Here is a 21,477-nt window from a genome sequence, read left to right on the forward strand (position 1 = left end):
AAGGCCACGGAATTATCGGCGGTTTTGCACATCGCCGGCCCAGGGAGGGGACAAGACGCATGCAAGGCAGACTGACAGGTCGGGTGGCAATGGTAACCGGCGGAGGCGGCGGCATCGGGCGTGCAATCAGCCTAGCCTATGCCCGCGAAGGGGCCGCTGTCGGCGTTGTCGATCTGAAGCTTGAGGTGGCCGAGGCGACCGTCCAAGAGATCGTCGCCGCAGGCGGAAAGGCGATTGCCCTGCGCGCCAATGTCGCCGACCGCGAAGAAGTGTTCACCGCCGCCGCGCGCATCAAGCATGCGCTGGGGCCGATCACCATTCTGGTCAACAACGCGATGTATAACCGCTACGGCCCGCTGGAAGACCAGACCGAGACGATGATCGGACGGATGATCGACGTGGGCTTCAAGGGTGTGATCTGGGGCTATCAGGCCGCCGTTCCGCAGATGCGTCTGGCGGGCGGGGGCGTGATCGTCAACATCGCCTCTCCCTCGGCTGTTTTGGCGATGAAGAACGGCATCATGTACAGCGCGATCAAGGCGGCGGTGGCTGCTGCCACGCGCTCGGGTGCGGCTGAGTTCGGCCCTGACAATATCCGCGTCACGGCGATTGCGCCGGGGCCGACCCAGACCGACGGCGCCAATCTGGTGGTGTCGGAAGAGGCCTGGGAACGCCGCCGCCAGCGCATGCCGATTGGCCGCCTGGGACAGCCCGAAGATATGGCGAATGCCGCCGTGTTTCTGGCCTCGGACGAGGCATCTTTTGTGACCGGGGACATGCTGTTTGTCGACGGAGGGGTCACCTACGCGTTTTCGTGACCGCTGAGAAATGAACCGGCAAGGCTGGAGGAGCCGAGCCAATCCAATGGGAGGAAGACCATGAAAACCACGAAAGCCTTCGGGCTCATGATGACCTGCACCGCGCTGACCGCTTCGCCGGCCTTTGCAGATTTTTCCGACGGTGTGATCCGTATTGGCGTGATGAACGACCAGTCGGGCCCCTATGCCGATAACTGCGGCGCGGGCTCGGTCGCGATGGCGCGGCTGGCGGTCGAGGATAACGGCGGCGCGATCAACGGCACGCCCATCGAGATCGTCATCGCCGATGACCAGAACCAGCCCGACATCGGTGTGTCGACCGCACGGCGCTGGGTCGAAGAAGAGGGCGTCGATGCGATCATCGGCTGCTCGGCCTCGTCCATCGCGCTGGCGGTTCAGGACGTGATGCGCGAAAACAACCGCCCCTATCTGATCGCGGGAACGGCCACGACCGAAACCACCAATGGCCAGTGTTCGCCGATGACGACGAACTGGGCCTATGACACCTATACGCTGGCGCGCGGCTCGGTGAATGCCCAGCTCGAACAGGGCAACCTGACCTGGTACTTCATCACGGTTGACTACACCTTCGGCCAGCAATGGCAGGCTGATGCCACCCGCTTCGTTGAAGCGGCAGGCGGGACGGTGCTGGGCTCGACCCTGCATCCGCTGGGCGCGAACGACTTTTCATCGCAGCTGCTGCAAGCACAGGCCAGCGGCGCGCAGGTGATCGGGATCGCCAACGCCGGGGCCGATCTGGCCAACGTGATCAAGCAAGCGGAAGAGTTCGGCATCGTCGCCGCCGGTCAGCATCTGGCGCCGCTGGGGATTCAGGTTAACAACGTCTACAGCATCGGGTTGGAAGCGACGCAGGGGTTGGTGTTCTCGGCTGCGGCCTACTGGAATTCGGACGATGAGACCCGCGCCCTGACCGAGCGCTACAACGCGGCCTATGACGGGCGGTATCCCAACGAGTCGCAGCTGGTCACCTATTCGGCGATGAACCATCTGCTGCAATCCATGGCAGCAGGCGGCAGCGACGATGGCGTCACGGTCATGGAACAGATGCGGGCGCTGCCGGTGAACGATCCGGTCATGCACGATGTGTCGATCCGTGCCGATGGCGTGGTGATGCACCCGATGCAACTGGTGCGCGTGCAGACGCCTGAGGCCTCGACCGGGCCGTGGGATCTGTACGAAGTGCTCGGCCAGATCCCGGCTGAACAATCCTGGCGGTCGCAGGCTGAAAGCGCCTGCCCGCTGTTCACCAACTAAGTTCCTCCCCACCTGGCGACCGGTCTTCGGGCTGGTCGCCAATTTTTTCGGGACACGCGATGACCGCCCCTATCGACACAAAGATCAAAGCCCAACGCGTCGGGCCAAGCCCGGACATGCTGGGCGAAAGCCCGTTGTGGGACGACCGGCGCCAGCGTTTGTACTGGGTGGACGGCGTGTCGCGCATGATCCGCTTTCTGGACCCGTCCAGCGGTGCGTCGGGGCAAATGCTCATGCCGTCGATGATTGGCTCGATCGGGCTGTGCGAGGATGGGCGGCTGGTCGCAGGCCTGTTCGACGGGATCTATCTTGTCGATCTGGATGCAGACAGCCTTTCGCCGCTCTACCGCCCGGCGATCCCCAGCGACCGCGTGCGCTTCAACGATGGCAAGGTTGACCGTCAGGGTCGCTTCGTCTGCGGCGGCATGGGCGTGTTTGCCGAGCCGGTGGGCGAGCTGATCCGCGTCACCGGTGACGGGCAGGCCGAGGTGCTGGCCAACGGCATCCGCATCTCGAACTCGCTGTGTTTCAGCCCGGACGGGCGCACGATGTATTTCTCGGACAGTCTGGACCGCTTCATCCGCGCCTATGACTATGACGACGGCGAACTTTCGCATCCGCGCGTGTTTGCCGATACGCAGCAATTCAATTCCGGCCCTGACGGCGCAACCGTCGATGCCGAAGGCCATGTCTGGGTGGCGCTGGTCAATGTCGGCAAGATCGCCCGCTTCGCTCCCTCGGGCAAGCTGGAGCGTCTGGTCGAGGCCCCCACGGATATGCCCAGCTGTCTGGCGTTTGGCGGTCCGAATCTGGACCAGCTTTATGTCACCTCGATCAAGGACAGCGGCTCGGGCCGCGCGATCTCGCGCCATCCGCAGGGCGGGTATCTGTTCGCGCTCGACGGGCTGGGCGTCACCGGGCTGGCCGAACCGCGCATGAAACTGGGAGGGGCCGCGCATGTCTGACGCCTTCGCCGCCCTCATGGCCCCGCGCAGTGTGGCGCTGGTCGGCGCCTCGGATGATGTATCGCGCATCGGGGGCCGCCCGCTGCGCTATCTGCGCGAGGCGGGCTTTGCCGGGCGCGTCCTGCCGGTCAACCCGCGCCGCGAAAGCGTGCAGGGTCTGCCCGCCTTTCCCTCGATCGCCGCTTTGCCCGAAACACCCGACACCGCCATTCTGGCGCTGCCCGCCGCCGCGACCTTGCAAACGGTTGAGGAATGCGCGGAGCGCGGCGTGCGTTCGGCGGTGATCTTTTCGGCCGGGTTTGCTGAAACGGGGCTCGAGGGCGAATACCTGCAATCGCGTATCGTCGCCACCGCGCGCGAGGCGGGCATGCGGCTGCTCGGCCCGAACTGTCTGGGCGTCTTCAACCCGGCGATCGGCTATTACGGCACGTTCAGCGTCATTCTGGACACCGCACTGATCACCCCCGGCCCGGTTGGCATCGTCTCGCAAAGCGGGGCGTATGGCGCGCATATCGCCCATCTGGCGCGGCAGCGCGGGCTGGGCATCAGCCAGTGGATCACCACCGGGAACGAGGCCGATATCGACGTGGCCGAGGCGCTGGACTGGGTCGTCCGCCAGCCCGAGACGCGCGTGGTCATGGCCTATGCCGAAGGCGTGCGCGACCGCGATCTGTTCCTGAACGCGCTGGAGACTGCGCGCGATCTGGGCAAGCCGATTGTGTTCATGAAAACCGGGCGCTCGTCGGTCGGGGCCGCCGCTGCCGCCTCGCATACCGCCGCGCTGGCCGGGTCGGACGCCGTGTTCGACGCCGTGCTGCGTCAGTACGGTGTGCACCGCGCGGCCACGACGGCCGAGCAGATCGACGTCGCCTATGCCTCCGCCTCGGGCCGCTTTCCGGCGGGCAACCGGATCGGGATTTTCACCATGTCCGGCGGCTTTGGCATCCAGCTCGCCGATGATGCCGAGGCGGCGGGCCTCGACGTCTCGCCCATGCCCGAGGATGCGCAGGCCGAGTTGCTCGAGATGCTGCCCTTCGCCGCGCCGCGCAATCCGGTCGACGCCACCGCGCAGGCGGTCAGCGATCTGAACCTGTTGCAGCGCTGCGTGCAACTGATGATGACGCGCGGCGAGTATGATCTTTTCACCGCCATCCTGGGCACCGGCCCGGCCAGCCGCACCTATGCCGACCCACTGCGCAAGGCGCTGATGGAAGCGCTGGGCGAGGCTGGCGACAGTATCCGCGCGCTGACCATGTCCGCCCCCCCTGAGGTGGTGCGCCGCTACGAGGCCGACGGGTTTCTGGTGTTCGAGGATGGCTCGGCGCTGGCCCACGCGCTGGGCGCGCTGACCCGGTTCCGCGATGCCTTTGCCCGCCGTGACGAAGCCCCCGCGCCGATGGAACCGATGGAGTTGCCGCAAGGCCCGCTGAGTGAAGCGCGCGCCAAGGCGCTGCTGACGCGCGCGGGGATCCGCTTTGCGCGCGAACACCTTGCGGCGGATGCTGCCTGCGCCGCGCGCCTTGCGCCGACGCTGGGTTTCCCCGTGGTGGTCAAGATCTGCTCGCCCGACATCGCCCACAAGACCGAGATCGGCGGCGTCGCCGTCAATCTGCAAGATGAAGAGGCCGTGCGGCAGGCCGCCGCCGATATCCTCGCCCGCGCCGCCACGGCGATGCCCGACGCGCGGATCGAGGGCGTGCTGGTCGCGCCGATGGTGCAGGGCGGCGTGGAGACCATCGTCGGCGTCACCCGTGATCCGGTGCTGGGGCCGGTGGTGATGTTCGGTCTGGGCGGTATCTTTGTCGAGGTGCTCAAGGACGTCACCTTCCGCGCCGCGCCCTTCGGTGTCGCCGAGGCGCATCGCATGATCCGCGAAATCCGCGGCTTTGCGTTGCTTGAGGGTGTGCGCGGCGCGCCGCCCAGCGACATCGACGCGCTGGCGCAACTGCTCAGCGACCTGTCGCGCTTTGCTGCCGCCCATGCCGAGCAGGTGGTAAGCGTCGACCTGAACCCGGTGCGCGTGATGCCCAAAGGGCAGGGCGTCATCGCGCTGGATGCCTTGATCGAACTGGAGGGCCAGCCATGACACCCGATCTAGCCGCGCAGATCACCGAATTGCGCGATCGCGAGGCGATCAAGGATTGTCTGCACCGCTATTGTCGCGGCGTGGACCGCGCCGACGAGGTCGCGCTTCGCTCGGCCTATTGGCCCGATGCCACCGACCGGCACGGCCCCTATCAGGGCAGCGCCGAGGGTTTCATCAACTGGGCGCGCAGCGTCTTCGCCACCGGGCCGCGCAATGTGCATGTGCTGACCAACATCCTGATCGACTTCGCCAGCCCCACCGAAGCCGCCGTCGAAAGCTATTTCACCGCCCACCAACGCGGCAAGGGTGCGGATGGCGTGGTCCGGCAAGTCATGCTGATCGGCCGTTATTGCGACCGGTTCGAGAAGCGCGGCGACGACTGGCGCGTCGCGGCGCGCACCGTGGTCTATGACTGGGCCGAGGATCAGACCGTGCCCGAGGGCAGCGAGGCCGAGCGTTTTGGCGTGCGACAGCCGGTCGGCAGCAGCTGGCCCGATGATCCCGTCTACCAGATCCTCAAACCCGTCTGACCAGCCCCTGCCAATGGAAAGCGCTCCCATGAAAGATCGGCCCAACGCCGTCGCGGTCGACGACTACAAGACGGCGATGCGCCATGTCGTCTCGCCCGTCGCCGTCGTCACCTATCGCCACGCTGATGCGTGGGAGGGGATGACCGTCACCGCGATCTGCTCGGCCACGACCGAGCCGCCGACGCTGGTGGTCTGCATTCGCAACGACCGTCCCGCTGCCGAACGTATTCGCACGGCCGGGGCTTTCGTGGTGAACTTCCTGTCTGATGAGCAGGCCGATATTGCCCGGCGGTTTTCCTCGACCCCGCTCGATGATCGTGGCGCGTTTGATCTGGGAACCTGGGAAGAGGGGCAGGCGGGTGCGCCGATGCTTGATGGCGCGGTCAGCCGCTTTGACTGCGTGGTGGCGCAAGCCTTTACGCAAGGCAGCCACACGGTGTTTCTGGGGTCGGTCGTCGGCCTGCGCATCGCGCCCGGCGCGAACCTGCTTTACCGCGACGGATTCTTTCGTCGCCTGACTGCGGAGTGATCCCCATGACCCCCACCAGAACCTGTATCGTCACGGGTGCCGCCGGTGGCATCGGCCGCGCTTTGCTGGCCGAATTCGCCGCCCCCGATGTGCGGCTGATCGCCGTGGACCTGCCCGGCAGCGGCGTGGCCGAGGCGGTGGCGGAACACGGGGCCCAGCATGTCGGGCTTGAGTGTGATCTCTCGGACGAGGCGCAGATCGTCGCCCTGTTCGCGCAGATCGACACGCTGTGCGACGGCGTGGATATCCTGCTCAACAACGCCGCGATGGGGCCGACCATGGCGCCCACCGTGCAGACCGACATCGCCCATTTCCGCCTGACCCTGCGCACCAATCTGGCCGGGCCATTTGTCATGGCGCGTGAGGCGGCGGCGCGGATGCCCTCGGGCGGGGTGATCGTCAACACCGCCTCGCTCGCCGGGGTCTTGGGCAACCCGACGCGCAACGCCTATGCCGCATCGAAAGCGGCGCTGATCTCGCTGACCCGCTCGCTGGCCTGCGAATGGGCGGCGCGAGGGATCCGGGTGAATGCCATCGCGCCGGGCTATGTGCGCACACCGATGGTCGCGGCGCTGGAGGCGGCGGGCAAGGCCGACCTCAGCGCAGTGCGCCGCCGTATCCCGATGGGCCGGCTGGCGCGGGCGGATGAGATGGCCTCGGCGATCGGGTTTCTGGCCTCGGACAAGGCGCGCTATGTGACGGGGTCCGTGCTGGGCGTCGATGGCGGCTGGATGTCGTTTAACCAGCCCGGCGACGCGCACCCGCCTGCGGATCGTGTCCCCGCTGCCGAGCAGACCCGCCCCGCCGCCGATCCTGCGCCGCGCGTCGTGGTGGTGACGGGCGCTGCAGACGGCATTGGCGCGGCAATTGCGGCGCGGTTTGTGGCCTCGGGCGACAGGGTGGCGATTGTGGACCGCAACGGTGAGGGCGCGCGGGCGCAAGCCGCCACATTGGGCACGGCGGCGCAGGCCTTTGTCTGCGACGTGACGGATGAACAAGCCGTCACCGACTGCTTCGCGCAGATCGTGCAGGCCATGGGGCCGGTGGATATTCTGGTCAACAACGCCGCCATCGCCGACGCCTTCCAGCCAGCGACCGAGCAGACCACAGCCGATCTGGAGCGCGTGCTCGACGTCAACCTCACCGGCGCATTCCTGTGTGCCCGTGCGGCGATCCCCGGCATGCAGGCCGGGCGCGGCGTGATCATCAACATCGGCTCGATTGCCGGGCTGGTGCCGATGGCCCCACGGCATGCGTATGGCGCGTCCAAGGCGGGGGTCGACATCCTGACCCGCTGTTTCGCCGCCGAACTCGGCCCGCAAGGCATCCGCACCGCCACCGTCGCGCCGGGCTATATCCGCACCCCGGGCGTGGCGGCGCTGGAAGAGGCCGGGCGTATCGACAGCGAATCGATCCGCGCGCGGATTCCGATGGGCGATCTGGGGCAGCCGCAGGATATAGCCGAGGCGGTGTGGTTCCTCGCCTCGCCCGGTGCCAGCTATATCAACGGCACGTTGCTCAGCGTCGATGGCGGCTGGAACGCCTTTGGCAGCGCCGGCGACGCTAGCGACGCCTGAACCGCGCCACCCCGGCCGACCGGGAGGATTTTCCATCCTCCCGGACCCACCTGGAGGATATTTTCAGACAGAAAATGGGCATGGTTAACAAAAAGTTAACGCCATTTTCTGTCCTTAAATATCCTCAGGGGGTGAGGCCCGGAACGGGCCGAGGGGGGCCGAGGCCCCCCTGCTCTGACCCGCAAAGCTGCGCTTCGGAAATGAAAAATCCAGCCCGAGCGGTCGGGCTGGATCAAAGGGACGGTCTGAATGCAGGGGGTCAGCCCATGCGTTCGGACGAATAGGAACCGGGCGAGGCCGGGAAGACCACGGTCTTGTTGCCGTTCAGGAACGCCCGGCGGTGGGCATGCGCGTGGATGGCGCGGGCCAGCACCTGGCTTTCCACGTCGCGGCCAAGGCTCACGTAATCCTCGGGGCTTTGGGCATGGGTGACGCGCACGGTGTCCTGTTCGATGATCGGACCCTCGTCCAGATCGGCGGTGACGTAGTGAGAGGTCGCTCCGATCAGCTTCACGCCACGCTCGAACGCCTGCTTGTAAGGGTTGGCCCCTTTGAAGCTGGGCAGGAACGAGTGGTGGATGTTGATGATCTTGCCCGACATCTTGGTGCACATGTCATCCGACAGGATCTGCATGTAGCGCGCCAGCACGATCAGTTCGGCGCCGGTTTCGACAACCACCTGCATGATCGCGGCTTCGGCCTGCGGCTTGTTGGCCTTGGTCACCTTGATGCAATGGAAGGGGATGTCGTTGTTCACGACGACCTTCTGGTAGTCCATGTGGTTCGAGATCACCGCGACAATCTCGACCGGCAGCGCGCCGATGCGCACGCGGTAAAGCAGGTCGTTCAGGCAATGGCCGAAACGCGAGACCATGATCACGACCTTCATCTTGGTCGCCTCGTCATGGAAGGCGTAGTTCATGTCGAATTTCGTGGCGACGGGCGTGAACGCTTCGGTCAGAGCCGCCGGGTCGGCGCCGGTTTCCGAGGTGAAGCTGATCCGCATGAAGAAGTTGCCGGTCTCCATGTCGTCGAATTGCGAGCTGTCGGTGATGTTGCAGCCGTTCTCGGCCAGAAAGGCCGAGATCGCGGCGACGATGCCACGGGTCGAGGTGCAGGTCACGGTCAGGCAGTATTTGGTCATAAGTGCTCCTGGTGCGAAGGATCGAGGCCCGGTCGGCCATGGGCCGGGGGCGGAAGGGGGCAGGGCTCAGGCAGTCAGCCCCGTGGGTTCAGGCAGCCCGTGCGCGCGGCAGCAGGCGGTGACGGTGTTGGCCAGCAGGCAGGCGATGGTCATCGGACCCACACCACCGGGCACCGGCGTGATGGCACCGGCGACCTGAGCTGCGCTGTCAAAATGGACATCCCCCACCAGCCGGGTCTTGCCCTCACCCTTTTCAGGCGCGGGGATCCGGTTGATGCCGACGTCGATAACCGTGGCACCGGGTTTGATCCAGTCGCCCGGAATCATTTCCGGCCGTCCGACAGCAGCGACGAGGATATCGGCACCCCGGCACACAGCCGCCAGATCTTTGGTGCGCGAATGCGCGATGGTCACCGTGCAGCTGTCACCCAGCAACAGCTGGGCCATCGGCTTGCCAACGATGTTCGACCGGCCTACCACGACGGCATTCAGGCCCGACAGCGAGCCCAGTTGATCGCGCAGCATCATCAGGCAGCCCAGCGGCGTGCAGGGCACCATCGACTTCTGCCCGGTGCCCAGCAGCCCGACGTTCGAGATATGGAACCCGTCCACATCCTTGGCCGGGTCAATCGCGTTGATGACCAGATCGCTGTCCAGATGACCCGGCAGCGGGAGCTGCACCAGAATGCCATGCACCGAGGCATCGCTGTTCAGCTGGGCAATCAGCGCCAGCAGATCAGCCTGCGTCGTATCGGCGGGCAGTTTATGCTCGAACGAGGCCATGCCGGCCTCAAGCGTCTGCTTGCCCTTGGACCGGACATAAACTTCGGACGCCGGGTCTTCACCGACCAGCACCACGGCCAGACCGGGGGTCAGCCCGTGCCCGGATTTCAGGCGGGCGACATGCTCGGCCACTTGCGCGCGGATCTTGCCCGCAAAGGCTTTGCCGTCGATCAGTTCTGCTCCCATCCTCACTCTTCCCTTTCGTGCATCGCTCATGCCAGCGGCCTTACGGTCGTGGTGATCTCGATGCGTTCCCCCGCCCGTTGTCTGGTCCGTTTCCGAACAGCCCGGTGCGATCTGCGCCAAAGCGGCATCAAAAACGCGCGCCGCGCAGTATAGCGCCTCTCTTGTTGCAAACGCGCCGCGCTGTTCCGGCCCGCCCGGTCAGGGGCAAGCGGAGCAGAGCGGCGATACGGGATAATTCCGGCTCAACTGTGCAGAGTATTGTCAGGCGGCCTGAGGGTGAAGGGCAACGGGCGATAATTCCGCGTTAACCGCTGTTTTCAACGGAATGAATCAGAGAAATCGTTGCCCATCATGAACTTGAGTTCACCATTGGCGTCACCGGCGCGAATCGCCTCCACTTGCCTGATCTCTCATGGCTGATCCAGCGCCGCCGTCCATTCTGCCAGAAACCGCCTGCGGGTCATTGAATCCAGCGAGGACAGCAGGCCGGGGTCCAGACGAATCGGCCTGAGCCACGGCTGTGTGGCAAAGGTCTCGGGGCGCATGACGGCGAAGCCGGTGGCGCGGGACTGGATCAACTGGCCCTCGTCCGACAACAGAAAGCGCAGCAGCGCCGCGCCGGCCTCAGGCAGGGGGGCATTGACCGGGATCAGCGCGGTGCGTTGCAGGGTGACGGTGAAATCCTCCAGCGCAATGGCCTGCACGCCCGATCCTTCGGGCAGGTTCGCGGCGGCATAGCTGCCCAGCACGTTATAGCCGACCAGCAGATCGCCGGACAAAAGCCCGGCGATCATGTCGCCCGAGCAGCAATAGAGCCGGGCATCGAGCCGCCCCATCACCTCGGCCAGCCGCCAGATGGAATCGGACATGCGGGCGTCCTGGGTCAGGAACAGATACCCGGCGCCCGAGATGCGCGGGTCATAGGTGCCGATGCGCCCGGCAAACAGCTGCGGATGGTCGCGTAGAAGCGCAATCAGGTCGCGGCGCGAGCGGGGCGGGGCCATTCCGTCGGGCAGGGCGGCATCGGCCAGTAGCAGCACCACGGGCTCTTGCGCGATCGACACCAGCCGGTCGCGCCAGCGCGCCCAGACCGGCAGTTCAGCGACCAGATCGGCAGGCAGGGCGCGGGCGTAGCCGTCGTTGGCCAGTTTCATCTGCAGGTCCATCGCGGATGAGATCACCAGATCAAACGCCGCTCCCTCACCATCAATGGCGCGGTACAGATCCTGACTGCCCGCCTGCACATAACGTAGCGCCAGATTGGGCTGGCGGGCCAGAAACGCCTCGGCCAGCGGGGCGAAAAAGCTGATGTCGGTGGTGGACAGCACGGCCAGTTCATTGGTCGCGCCTTCGGGGCCGAAGCGGTGCTCGGCCTCGATCTCGAAGGCCAGCGCGGGCTGGCCCAGCAGCGCGGCGATCAGGACGAGAAGGGGAACCAGAGCGTAGCGCATGTGCCGCCGTCCTTTCTGTCTTTCAGGGCAAAGCGCCCGCCCATCGCCGCCGCCGTCTCGCTGACAATCGTCAGGCCCAGCCCCGAGCCGACCACACCACCGACATTCCCGCCGCGCCGGAAGCGTTTGGACAGCGCCGCCTGCGTCTCGCCGCCCAGACCACGGCCCCGGTCGTTCACGTCGAGCCGGGCGAAACCCTCATCCTCGCGCAGGGTGATCAGGATGCGCGATTCGGCGGGCGAGTATTTCAGCGCGTTGTCGATCAGGTTGCGCAGGGCGGATTCGATCAGCACCGCGTCGCCGGTGGTTTCCATCGGCGCAGCAGGCAGGTCCAGCGTGATCTCCATCTCTTTCAGATCGGCGGTGGGGCGGAACCTGTCAGCCAGCGCCGAGACCATCGCGCCCAGTTCGACCCGGTCCTGCGCGCGCTGATCGGCGCGAAACAGCACCGTTGCGTGGTCGAGCAACTGGTTAGCCGAGCGCGCGCTTTCCTCGGTCGCGCGGATCATGCCGCGCAGGCGGGCGCGGGTCGGCTCGTCCCCGGCTTGGCGCAGGGCCAGCTCGGCTTCGGACCGCAGGGTGGCCAGCGGCGTGCGGATGTGATGCGCGGCCTCGGCGATGAAGGTTTCGGTCTGTGCAAGGGTCTGGCGCAGCCGGGCGATGAAGGCGTTGAGTTGCTCGACCAGCGGCATCAGCTCGGCGGGCGCAGGGTGGCGCACCGGGCGCAGATCGTGACCGCCGCGCCGCCCGACCGCCTCGGCCAGCCGCCCGATGGGACGCAGCAGCGTGCCCGTCGCGAACAGACTGAGGGGCACGGCGACCAGAAACACCACCAGCCCCAGCGCCGCCGCGCGGTTGCCCAGATCGCGGGCGATGGCGCGCTGACCCTCGCGCGTCTGACCGACGATGACCAGCACCGGGGCGGCGCGGTTCTCGATCATCAGGCTGCGCGCCACGGCGGCCAGCCGCAGATCGGCGTCGCGGTAGGTGGCGTCGTAAAACGCGGGTTCCAGCGCGGTGGGGGTGGTCGGTGGCAGGGGCAGATCGTCATAGCCGGTGACGGGCAGGCCCCGGATGTCGATGCGGTGAAAGATCCGTTCTTCGCCCATTGCCGCCAGCATCGAGAAGGTGCCAGGCGACAGGTCCAGCTCGGCCCCGCCCTCGACGCTGCGCAATTCCTCGGCGATGGTCGTCGTGGCCGCGCCTAGGATACCGTCGAGCGTCGCTTCGGAGGCGCGTTCGGCCCCCAGCCGTACCGCAACATAGAGCGCGACCGCCAGCACTGCCGACAGCACAAGCAGCTGCACCATCAGGCGACGGCGCAGGCTGGGGGCGGCGCGGGGGCTCATCCTGAGGTCAGCCGGTAACCCAACCCGCGCACGGTTTCGATCCGCGCGGCGCTGCCGTCGATCTTGCGGCGCAGGCGGGCGATATAGACCTCGATGGCGTTGTCGCTGACCGGTTCGGCATAGGAAAACAGCCGGTCGCAGAGCTGGTCTTTGGACAGGATGCGGCCCGGCGCGGACAAAAGAACCTCCAGCAGCCGCAGCTCGCGGTTGCGCAGATCGCGGACCTCGCCCGCGACGGTGACGCAGGCCCCCATTGGGTCAAAGGTCAGATCGGCATAGGTCTGCAACGTGGTCGCCGCGCCGCCCCGGCGGCGCAGAACAGCGCGGCAGCGGGCCTCAAGTTCCGCGAAATCAAAGGGTTTGGTCAGATAGTCATCGGCGCCCAGATCCAGCGTATCCACCCGGTCCGACACCGCCGAGCGCGCGGTCAGCACGATCACCGGCGTATCGGCCTGCGCGGCGCGGTGGCGCTGCAAGAAGCTGCGACCGTCGCCGTCGGGCAGGGTGATGTCCAGCAAGATCAGGTCATAGCGCGCGACGGCCAGATGATCGTCAGCATCGGCCAGATCGACGGCGTGGTCGACGGCGTGCCCCTCAAGTTCAAGCCTCTCGCGGACCGAGCGGGCGAGGTCGGCGTTATCTTCGATCAAAAGAAATCGCATTCCGCCTCATTTTCTGGCGCGATGACGCGTCCGTGACAGGTCTGTGCAAGGTTTTCAGCGAATGGTGCACGACGCAAGGGGGGAACATGCGCTGGCCAAGCAGCCGGGCGCAGCCGCCTTTGCGGAATGTTTCAGGGAGGAAGTTCCACATGACCCGTTTGACTCTGTCCGCGCTTTCACTGGGCGCGCTGGCGGCACTGGCCGTTCCGGCCGCTGCCACCGAATGCATCGCCCCGGCCAACCCCGGCGGCGGCTGGGATTTCACCTGCCGTCAGATCGGCCGCATCCTGTACGAAATCGGTGAAGTCCCCGCGCCTGTCGTGGTGACCAACATGGCCGGTGCCGGTGGCGGCGTGGCCTATGCCAACGTGGTGAATGAGCGCAACACCGACGAAGATCTGATCGTTGCCGCCTCGTCGGCCACGACCACCCGTCTGGCGCAGAACGCCTTTGGCGGTGCGACCGCGGATCAGGTGCGCTTTGTCGGCTCGATCGGGGGCGATCCCGGCGTGATCGTGGTGGCCAATGACAGCCCCTACCAGTCGCTCAACGATCTGGTTGATGCGGTTCTGGCCGACCCGGGTTCGGTCGCTTTTGCCGGTGGCTCGGCTGTGGGTGGCTTTGACCATATGAAGCCCTTGCAGATCCTGCGCGCCGCTGGGCTCGAGGATATCCGTCAGGTTCGCTACATCGGCGTTGATGGCGGCGCGGATGCGATCACGCAGACCGTCGGCGGCTTCACGCAGGCGATGACCGGCGACATGTCGGAAATCGTGGGCTTCGTGCGCTCGGGTGAAGTGCGCGTTCTGGCCGTGTTGACCGAAGAGCGCGTTCCGGGCTTCGAGGACATCCCCACCGCGCGCGAGCAGGGTTATGACGTCGTTGCCGTGAACTGGCGCGGCATCTATGTTCCCGGCGGCATCTCGGATGACGCGTTCCACGCCTGGGCTGACCGTCTGACCGCCGTTGCGAACAGCGAGCAGTGGCAAGAGGCGATGGTCGCCAATGGTCTGGCGCCCTTTACCCGCGTCGGCGATGAGTTTCAGACCTGGATCGACGGCGTAATCGCCCAGACCCAGGAGCTGAGCCGCGAGATCGGCGTGATTCAGTGATGAAAGCGGACCGGATCTTTGGTCTGGTCCTGATGGCGGTGGCGCTGGGGTATCTCTACAGCGCCACCTCTATTCAGACCAGTTTTCTGTCGGACCCGGTGGGTCCGCGAGTGTTTCCCTACCTGATCGGCGGCTTTGTCGTGATCGGGTCGGCCTTTCTGATCATCAAGCCCGACGCCAACGCCGACTGGCCGGGCATCGGCACGCTGGTGCAGCTGGCGATCGCGCTGGCCGTGCTGCTGGGCTACGCCAGCGCCGTGCGCCCGTTTGGTTTCGTGATCCCGACGGCGATCGCCGCCGGTGTGCTCAGCTATCAGATCAATCCCAAACCCGTCACCGCTGTGTTGACCGGGGTGGGCCTGTCGGTCGGTCTTTTCGTGCTGTTCAACATGGTGCTGGGGCTGAGCCTGGTGGGTTTTCCGCGCAGCTGGTTCTGACGCGGTGACGTAAATTCGGGGCGCGCACGCAAAACGGGCCGCCCCCGGGGGAGAGACATGGACATTCTGTCAAACCTGGCAATGGGCTTTTCCATCGCCTTGTCGCCATGGTCGCTGATGTTGGCCGTGATCGGCTGCTTTATCGGCACCATCGTCGGCGCACTTCCGGGGCTTGGCCCGGCCAATGGCGTGGCGCTGCTGATCCCGATCACCTTCTCGATGGGTCTGGACGCGATGTCGGCGCTGGTGCTGCTGACCTCGGTCTATTACGGCGCGATGTATGGCGGGCGGATCTCGTCGATCCTGCTGAACATTCCGGGTGACGAACCCGCGATGATGACCACGCTCGACGGCTACCCAATGGCAAGGCAAGGTCGAGCGGGCGAGGCCCTAGTCGTCTCGGGCGTTGCGTCCTTCGTCGGCGCGTTTCTGGCCACCATCGGCCTGATGCTGCTGGCCCCGGTGCTGTCGCGCGTTGCCTATCAGTTCGGCCCGGCCGAATATTTCGCGCTTTACCTGCTGGCGTTCTGCACGCTGGGTGGATTGGGGTCGAACAATCAGGCGAAATCGGCGCTGGCCGCGCTGATTGGTCTGGGCATCGCGATGATCGGTCTGGACAAGACCACCGGCATGCCGCGCTTTACCTTCGGTGAGCTGCATCTGATGGATGGTATCGACTTTCTGGTCGCCATCGTCGGTCTGTTCGCCGTGTCCGAAGTATTCTTCTTCATCGAGAGCCACGGCAAGAATTCGGCCATCGGCGTCGTGCTCGACAAGGTGACGATCCCGTGGAAGGCCCTGCGCCACACGACCGGCGCGATGCTGCGCGGTACGGGCATCGGCTTTGTGGCCGGAATTCTGCCCGGTGCCGGGGCCTCACTGGGCTCGTTCTTGGCCTATGTCGCCGAAAAAGCCGTGGCCAAGGACAAGGACAGCTTCGGCAAGGGCAACGTCCGGGGTGTGGCTGCACCTGAGGCGGGCAACAACGCCGCCGCGGGTGGCGCGCTGATCCCGATGCTGACGCTGGGCGTGCCGGGATCGGGCACCACCGCCGTGCTGCTGGCCTTGCTGCTGACGCTCAACATCACCCCCGGCCCGCTTCTGTTCACCGAACGGCCCGAGGTTGTCTGGGGCCTGATCGCTGCGCTCCTGATCGCCAACATCGTGCTCTTGATCATGAACGTGCCGATGGTGAAGATCTTCGTGAAGATCCTCTCGGTGCCCTCGCACATCCTGCTGCCGGGCGTGACGATGGTCGCCTTTGTCGGCATCTACTCGCTGACCGGCTCGACGTTCGACATGCAGCTCATGGTCGCCTTCGGCATCCTGGGCTATGTCTGCCGCAAGCTGGATATCCCGACGGTGCCGATCATTCTGGGCATCCTGCTGGGCAACGCGATGGAAGACAACCTGCGCCGCGCCATGGTGTTGTCGAACGGCGACTGGACGTATCTCTTCTCGTCGTCGGTCTCGACCGGCCTGTGGATCGCGGCAATCGTCGGCTTCCTGGCGCCGATCTTTTTGCGGCGCTTTCTGAAACGGCCTGAGGTTCAGCCTGAGGCAATCGGAGACTGAAATGAGCACACGCGTTCTGGTGCCTTCGGGCGTTCTGGGACTGGGCTTTGACCGCGCGGCACTGTCGCGCGGTCTTGGGCTTAAGCCGGACATCATCGCCATCGACGGTGGCTCGACCGACTCAGGCCCCTGGTCGCTGGGCGCGGGCGAATCCAAATATTCGCGCGCCGCGACAAAATCCGAGTGGCGCACGCTGATGCAGGCGCGGGCCGAGGCGGGCGTGCCGCTGATCATCGGCACGGCGGGCACCTGCGGTGCCGACGCGACGGTCGACTGGATGTACGCGCTGACTGCCGAGATTGCGGCAGAACTGGGCATGACCCTGAAAGTGGCGCGGCTCTATTGCCAGCAACCCGCCGAACGTCTGGTGCAGGCACTTGAGGCCGGGCAGATCACCCCCTTGACCCCCGCGCCAGCGGTCGACGCTGACGCCCTGCGCGCGATGACCAACATCGTGGCGCTGGGCGGCGTCGAGCAGGTGCAGGCGGCGCTGGCCACCGGCGCGGACATCATCATTTGCGGCCGCGTCACCGACACCGCCACCATCGCCGCCCTGCCGTTGGCGCGCGGCGATCACGCTGGGGCCGCGTGGCACGGGGCCAAGATCGCCGAATGCGGCGCGCTGTGCTCGACCAACCCGACCTCGGGCGTGATCATGGTCGATTTCGACGCCACCGGCTTCACGGTCGAGGCCATGGCCGAGACGGCGCTTTGCACGCCGCACTCCGTCTCGGCGCATATGCTTTATGAGAACTCCGACCCGTTCCAGCTGTATGAACCCGGCGGCTATCTGGACGTCCGCGGCGCGCACTACACGGCGCTCGACAAGCGCCGCGTCCGGGTCGAAGGCTCGCAGTGGGTGCCCGGTGCCTATACCGTCAAGCTTGAGGGCGCGCGCGCCGCGGGCTACCAGACCACCATTCTGGCCGTCCTGCGCCAACAGCACTATGTCACCAACGCGCAGGTCTGGGCCGACAAGCTGCACGCGTATCTCACCGGCCAGATCACCGAACGCATGGGCCTGACCCCGCCCGACTACACGCTCGAATTCCGCATGATCGGTAGCAATGGCGCGCTGGGCACGCTGGAGAACCGCACGGGTCAGCCGGTCGAGGTTGGCGTCCTGGGTATCGTCACCGCCGCGACGCAGGCCATCGCCAGCGAGATCGGCAAGCTGATCAACCCCTTCGTGCTGCACTACCCGCTGACCGAGGATGAGGAACTGCCAACCTTCGCCTTCCCCTATTCCCCGGCCACCACCGACCGCGGCCCGCTCTACGAGTTCGCGCTCAACCACATTCTGGCGCTGGACGACCCTATGTCGGCCTTCCGCCTCACCGTATCGAGGGTTGGCTGATGGCACGTCTGGGCGATTTGGTTTTGAAAGTGCGGTCCAAGAATGCCGGGCCGTTCTGGATCACGATTGACATCTTCTGCGGCAGCGAGGCGGCCTATGCCGAAGTTTCGGAGAAACTCGAAACTCAGCGCGTCGCCGATCTGACCGGCACGCCGCTGCAACTGGTCAAACGCTTCGACATTGCCGATCTGCGGGTGGTCAAACTGTCGATCCCGCGTCCCGTGGTGCAAGGCAGCCGCGACGACCGCGACATGCACGGCGCGGCGATGGCGGTGCTGCTCGACGAGATGGAACTCTAACGCTCCAGCAGGGCTTTCAGCTCGGCCATCTCGCCGGCGCTAAGGCCCTGCGCGCCGCGTTTGAACATCCCGCGCACCTCTTCGCCGGTGGCCATGAGCGTCTCGCCCATGGTCACCTCATAGCCCAGCACCAGCGCCTTGCGGCCCCAGTCGCGCACGCTCATCGTGATGGTGACGGTGTCATTAGGCTGCATCGGGCGGCGGAATTTCGCATCCGCCTGCATCAGCCCCAGCCCGATCGCGCCCAGCGCGGCACAGATCGCCTGATGCCCGCCGAACCCGGCCAGCCAGTCGTGGAAGGTGCGGTCGAACCAGCCATAGATATTGGGATAATAAACAATCCCCGCCGGATCGCAGTCCCCGAACGTGACGGTATAGGTCAGGCTATGCGTGGTGGTCACCCGTCTGCTCCCAATCTGTCTTTGCAGGTGCAGAAACTATCCCGCCCCACGCTGGGTGTCGAGGCTACCCCGCCGCCCCATCATCTTGTTCAAAATACTCAAACAGTTGGGACACATTGCGCCATCACCGCCTGCGCTCAGCCCCCAACCCGGGTAGGGTGCGCTTCAGCGCACCGCTCCTTCACACCGGTCGCCACTCGCTCAACGCCTTTTCGACGCGGCCCCACTCCGCCCCGTCCGGCAGCCCCAGTCTGAGCCAGGTGCCCGAGTACGGAAACCGCCGTGTCCAGATCGCCCGGCGGGCCAGATGGTCCTGCGCGCGCGCGGCGTCTGGTGTCGCATAGGTGCGAAACAGCGCCGTGCCGCCGACCAGCACCCAGCCCGCCCGTGCTGCCATCCGATCCAGCCGCGCGGCGTCATCCGCCAGCCGTTCGGTCGTCACGCTCTGCCACGCCGTGTCGCGCAGCGCCTTGGCGCCGATGCTCAGCGCAGGGCCGCTGACCGACCACGGCCCGGCCAGCTCGCGCAGCCGCGCGACCATCGCGGGGGCACCCAGCAGAAAGCCCAGCCGCACGCCCGCCAGCCCGTAGAATTTGCCAAACGAGCGCAAGACCACCAGCCGTTCGCTCACCTGATCGGCAACCGACAGGTCGGGATGCGGATCGGCGAAACTCTCGTCGACCACCAGCAGGCCCACCTTCCTGGACAGCGCCACCAGCGCCTCGGGCGTCCAGCTGCGGCCATCGGGATTGTTGGGATTGACCACCACCGCCAGATCCGCCCCGGCCAGCCCGCGCAGCCCTTCGACCGGCGAGACGGTCCAGCCCTGCGCGGCGAGCGAGGCGGCGTGTTCGTTATACGTCGGCGTCAGCACCCGCGCGTCGCCCGGCGCGGCACAGCGCGGATAGAGCTGGATCGCGGCCTGTGCGCCAGCCAGCGGCAGAACCGTCTCGGGCGCGGCGCCGAAAGCCTCGGCTGCGGCCTCGATGAGCGCCCCTAGCGCGGTCGCGGTGGGCAGTGCCGTCCACGCGTCAAGCGGCAGCGCGGGCACCGGATAGGGTCGCCGGTTGATCCCCGTCGACAGATCAATCCAGCCGCTGCCGCCGTACTCGGCCCGCGCGGCATCCAGATTGCCGCCATGATCGCGCGTCACCATCCCCACACTCCCCCTGCGGCGATCATCACCGCCAAGACCCCCATCGCCCGGACATAAAGCGCAAGACCCCGCGTCACGTCGCGCGCCGACGGATCGGGCGCGCCCTCGTTGACCCAGGGCTCATGCGCCACCCGGTCCCCGTAAACGCGCGGACCCGACAAACGGATCCCCAGCGCGCCCGCCATGGCGGATTCCGGCCAACCGGCGTTGGGCGAGCGGTGGTGGCGCGCATCCCGCGCCATGGTTTTCAGCGCCTTACCGGGGCGCGCGGAAACCAGCGCGAAGACCACGCCCGTCAGCCGCGCGGGGATCAGGTTGACCAGATCGTCGATCCGGGCCGAGGCCCAGCCGAACTGCTCATAGCGCGCATTGCGGTGGCCGATCATCGAATCCAGCGTGTTGATCGCCTTGTACGCGGCGATCCCCGGCAACCCGGCGACGACGCCCCAGAACAGCGGCGCGACGATCCCGTCCGAGGTGTTCTCGGCCAGACTTTCCACCGCCGCGCGGGCGATACCGGCGCTGTCCAGCTGCGCCGGATCACGCCCGACGATCATCGACACGGCATAGCGCGCGCCCGCCAGATCGCCCCGGCCCAGCGGCGCGGCGACGGCGGCGACGTGTTGGTGCATCGAACGGATGGCAACCAGCGGCCATGCCAGAACGCCGGTCATCACGGTGCCGACCCAGCCCCCCGGCAGCAGCGCAAGGATGCCCCATGCCAGCCCACCAGCCAGCCCGATCACGATCAGCGCCGTCAGCACGCCCTTGGCGCGGCGCGCGTCCCCCCGGTTCAACCGCCCCTCAAGCGTGGAGATGAGCCAACCCGCCCACGTCACCGGGTGCCCGATGCGGCGATAGAGCGCGTCGGGCCAGCCGATCGCAGCGTCGATGCCCATGGCGATGAGCATGGCAAGACAAAAGCTCATGCGCCGCCCCCTTGGAAGCGGATCACGCCGGTCAGTCCTGCTGCGGTCAGGGCGGCCTGCGCCCCCACGGGCACGGTGCCGGGCGCAAAGATCAGCCCGCGCGCGCTACCGGTGTGGGCGATCATCCAGCCCAAAGCGCCAAGGTCGCGGGCCAGATGGGCGGTGGGATCATCGGACGGACCGCGCAGGACCAGGGTCCGGCGGGCGGATTGCGTGGTCAGCGCGGCCATCGCGGGCAGATCCGCCAGCGCCGCCCACTGTCCGACCAGATCGGTGATGTCGGGGAAGGCCTGATCCTCGGCCCGTGTGCGCTGGCCGGGGCCGAAGAAACCGCCGATCACCTCGAACGCGGGCAAGGCGGGCAAATCCGCCACCACGCGCCCGTCGCGCGGGGCAAAAAGCAGACGCTCGGCGCGGGGCAGCATCAGCGGATCGCTGGCGCCTTCAGCGGCGACACAGGCGCGGGCCAGATCCTCAACGGCACCCGAGAACCCCAACCACCGCGCCAACGCCACCAGCGCAGCGGTGGATGACCCCGCCCCGCCCCCCTGTGGCATCAGGGCGCGGATCGGCGGCAGCGCTTCGGGCACCGCCAGCCCCAACGCTGCGCAGAGCGCGCGTACCCGGCGCGGGCCGAGAAGGGTGTCATCGCCGGTGCTGCCAATCTCGACCCACAGCGCCGGGCAGGGCAGCGAAATCAGCACGACCGGCCCGTCGCTGCCCAGACGGCCCTGCATCAGTTCGCCAAAATGCCCGGCCACACGCAGCGGCGCGGTCTGAGCGCTGGGCAGAGGGTTGGTCATCACGTCTCGCATCGCGCTGCCTGAGGTTCGGATGCCTTACTGCGGTCTTTCCG

At 66.5% G+C, this 21,477-nt stretch carries 21 protein-coding genes; 12 read left to right on the forward strand and 9 right to left on the reverse strand.

Annotated features, from left to right (window positions below; genetic code table 11):
* The first annotated feature begins 59 nt into the window (after positions 1-59).
* From EAE28_RS15795 to EAE28_RS15825, 7 genes are read left to right on the forward strand one after another with little or no spacing between them, the layout of a single operon-like run.
* Entirely contained in the window at positions 60-818 is a 759-nt protein-coding gene (locus EAE28_RS15795; protein ID WP_127107988.1) for an SDR family NAD(P)-dependent oxidoreductase, read from the forward strand.
* A gap of 60 nt (positions 819-878) precedes the next feature.
* Positions 879-2,093, forward strand: a complete 1,215-nt coding sequence (locus tag EAE28_RS15800) for an ABC transporter substrate-binding protein (protein ID WP_220443947.1) — start codon at positions 879-881, stop codon at positions 2,091-2,093.
* Positions 2,094-2,152: 59 nt separating this feature from the next.
* Positions 2,153-3,058 carry an SMP-30/gluconolactonase/LRE family protein gene (locus EAE28_RS15805; protein ID WP_246022384.1) on the forward strand — a complete coding sequence of 302 codons (906 nt, stop codon included), beginning with the start codon at positions 2,153-2,155 and terminating at the stop codon, positions 3,056-3,058.
* A complete protein-coding gene (locus EAE28_RS15810; protein ID WP_127107990.1) occupies positions 3,051-5,144 on the forward strand; it encodes an acetate--CoA ligase family protein in 2,094 nt (697 codons plus the stop codon). The genes EAE28_RS15805 and EAE28_RS15810 overlap by 8 nt, the downstream gene beginning before the upstream one ends.
* Positions 5,141-5,674 carry a nuclear transport factor 2 family protein gene (locus EAE28_RS15815; RefSeq protein WP_127107992.1) on the forward strand — a complete coding sequence of 178 codons (534 nt, stop codon included), beginning with the start codon at positions 5,141-5,143 and terminating at the stop codon, positions 5,672-5,674. Before EAE28_RS15810 ends, EAE28_RS15815 begins: the two co-directional genes overlap by 4 nt.
* A gap of 28 nt (positions 5,675-5,702) precedes the next feature.
* Positions 5,703-6,203, forward strand: coding sequence for a flavin reductase family protein (locus tag EAE28_RS15820; RefSeq protein WP_164736660.1), 501 nt, complete (start codon positions 5,703-5,705; stop codon positions 6,201-6,203).
* A 5-nt stretch (positions 6,204-6,208) separates the two neighbouring features.
* Entirely contained in the window at positions 6,209-7,780 is a 1,572-nt protein-coding gene (locus tag EAE28_RS15825) for an SDR family oxidoreductase (RefSeq protein WP_127107996.1), read from the forward strand.
* A gap of 259 nt (positions 7,781-8,039) precedes the next feature.
* Here EAE28_RS15825 and purU read toward each other — a convergent pair whose 3' ends face one another.
* The 5 genes from purU to EAE28_RS15850 all read right to left on the reverse strand — a co-directional run bounded on the left by purU (position 8,040) and on the right by EAE28_RS15850 (position 13,355).
* Positions 8,040-8,924: a formyltetrahydrofolate deformylase gene (gene purU, locus EAE28_RS15830; protein WP_127107998.1), complete on the reverse strand. Its 885-nt coding sequence runs from the start codon at positions 8,922-8,924 to the stop codon at positions 8,040-8,042.
* A gap of 66 nt (positions 8,925-8,990) precedes the next feature.
* Positions 8,991-9,893 carry a bifunctional methylenetetrahydrofolate dehydrogenase/methenyltetrahydrofolate cyclohydrolase FolD gene (gene folD, locus EAE28_RS15835; protein ID WP_127108000.1) on the reverse strand — a complete coding sequence of 301 codons (903 nt, stop codon included), beginning with the start codon at positions 9,891-9,893 and terminating at the stop codon, positions 8,991-8,993.
* Between the two features lie 410 nt (positions 9,894-10,303).
* Positions 10,304-11,344: an ABC transporter substrate-binding protein gene (locus EAE28_RS15840; RefSeq protein ID WP_127108002.1), complete on the reverse strand. Its 1,041-nt coding sequence runs from the start codon at positions 11,342-11,344 to the stop codon at positions 10,304-10,306.
* The gene (locus EAE28_RS15845; protein ID WP_127108004.1) at positions 11,311-12,693 is read right to left on the reverse strand and encodes a sensor histidine kinase; all 1,383 of its coding nucleotides are present in this window, start codon (positions 12,691-12,693) and stop codon (positions 11,311-11,313) included. Before EAE28_RS15845 ends, EAE28_RS15840 begins: the two co-directional genes overlap by 34 nt.
* Positions 12,690-13,355, reverse strand: coding sequence for a response regulator transcription factor (locus EAE28_RS15850; protein ID WP_127108006.1), 666 nt, complete (start codon positions 13,353-13,355; stop codon positions 12,690-12,692). The genes EAE28_RS15845 and EAE28_RS15850 overlap by 4 nt, the downstream gene beginning before the upstream one ends.
* Positions 13,356-13,504: 149 nt before the next feature.
* On the opposite strand from EAE28_RS15850, the gene EAE28_RS15855 reads away from it, so the two are divergent.
* From EAE28_RS15855 to EAE28_RS15875, 5 genes are read left to right on the forward strand one after another with little or no spacing between them, the layout of a single operon-like run.
* Positions 13,505-14,467, forward strand: a complete 963-nt coding sequence (locus EAE28_RS15855) for a Bug family tripartite tricarboxylate transporter substrate binding protein (protein ID WP_127108008.1) — start codon at positions 13,505-13,507, stop codon at positions 14,465-14,467.
* A complete protein-coding gene (locus EAE28_RS15860; RefSeq protein ID WP_127108010.1) occupies positions 14,467-14,904 on the forward strand; it encodes a tripartite tricarboxylate transporter TctB family protein in 438 nt (145 codons plus the stop codon). The genes EAE28_RS15855 and EAE28_RS15860 overlap by 1 nt, the downstream gene beginning before the upstream one ends.
* 57 nt (positions 14,905-14,961) lie before the next feature.
* A complete protein-coding gene (locus tag EAE28_RS15865; RefSeq protein WP_127108011.1) occupies positions 14,962-16,479 on the forward strand; it encodes a tripartite tricarboxylate transporter permease in 1,518 nt (505 codons plus the stop codon).
* A gap of 1 nt (position 16,480) precedes the next feature.
* On the forward strand, positions 16,481-17,836 hold the full coding sequence (locus EAE28_RS15870; protein ID WP_127108013.1) for an acyclic terpene utilization AtuA family protein: 1,356 nt from the start codon (positions 16,481-16,483) through the stop codon (positions 17,834-17,836).
* The gene (locus EAE28_RS15875; protein WP_127108015.1) at positions 17,836-18,135 is read left to right on the forward strand and encodes a DUF4387 family protein; all 300 of its coding nucleotides are present in this window, start codon (positions 17,836-17,838) and stop codon (positions 18,133-18,135) included. Before EAE28_RS15870 ends, EAE28_RS15875 begins: the two co-directional genes overlap by 1 nt.
* Here the strand turns inward: EAE28_RS15875 and EAE28_RS15880 are convergent.
* The 4 genes from EAE28_RS15880 to EAE28_RS15895 form a co-directional block, all read right to left on the reverse strand.
* Positions 18,132-18,536 (reverse strand): acyl-CoA thioesterase, encoded by a 405-nt coding sequence (locus EAE28_RS15880; RefSeq protein ID WP_127108017.1) that lies wholly within the window; start codon positions 18,534-18,536, stop codon positions 18,132-18,134. The genes EAE28_RS15875 and EAE28_RS15880 overlap by 4 nt on opposite strands.
* Before the next feature lie 181 nt (positions 18,537-18,717).
* Complete coding sequence (gene cobD, locus EAE28_RS15885; protein ID WP_127108019.1) at positions 18,718-19,692, reverse strand: threonine-phosphate decarboxylase CobD; 975 nt, start codon at positions 19,690-19,692, stop codon at positions 18,718-18,720.
* Complete coding sequence (gene cbiB / locus EAE28_RS15890) at positions 19,686-20,621, reverse strand: adenosylcobinamide-phosphate synthase CbiB (protein ID WP_127108021.1); 936 nt, start codon at positions 20,619-20,621, stop codon at positions 19,686-19,688. Before cbiB ends, cobD begins: the two co-directional genes overlap by 7 nt.
* Positions 20,618-21,424, reverse strand: coding sequence for a propanediol utilization protein (locus tag EAE28_RS15895; protein ID WP_246022386.1), 807 nt, complete (start codon positions 21,422-21,424; stop codon positions 20,618-20,620). Before EAE28_RS15895 ends, cbiB begins: the two co-directional genes overlap by 4 nt.
* Positions 21,425-21,477: the final 53 nt, after the last annotated feature.

Origin of the sequence: Pararhodobacter zhoushanensis (assembly GCF_003990445.1) — a bacterium.
Taxonomy (GTDB): domain Bacteria; phylum Pseudomonadota; class Alphaproteobacteria; order Rhodobacterales; family Rhodobacteraceae; genus Pararhodobacter; species Pararhodobacter zhoushanensis.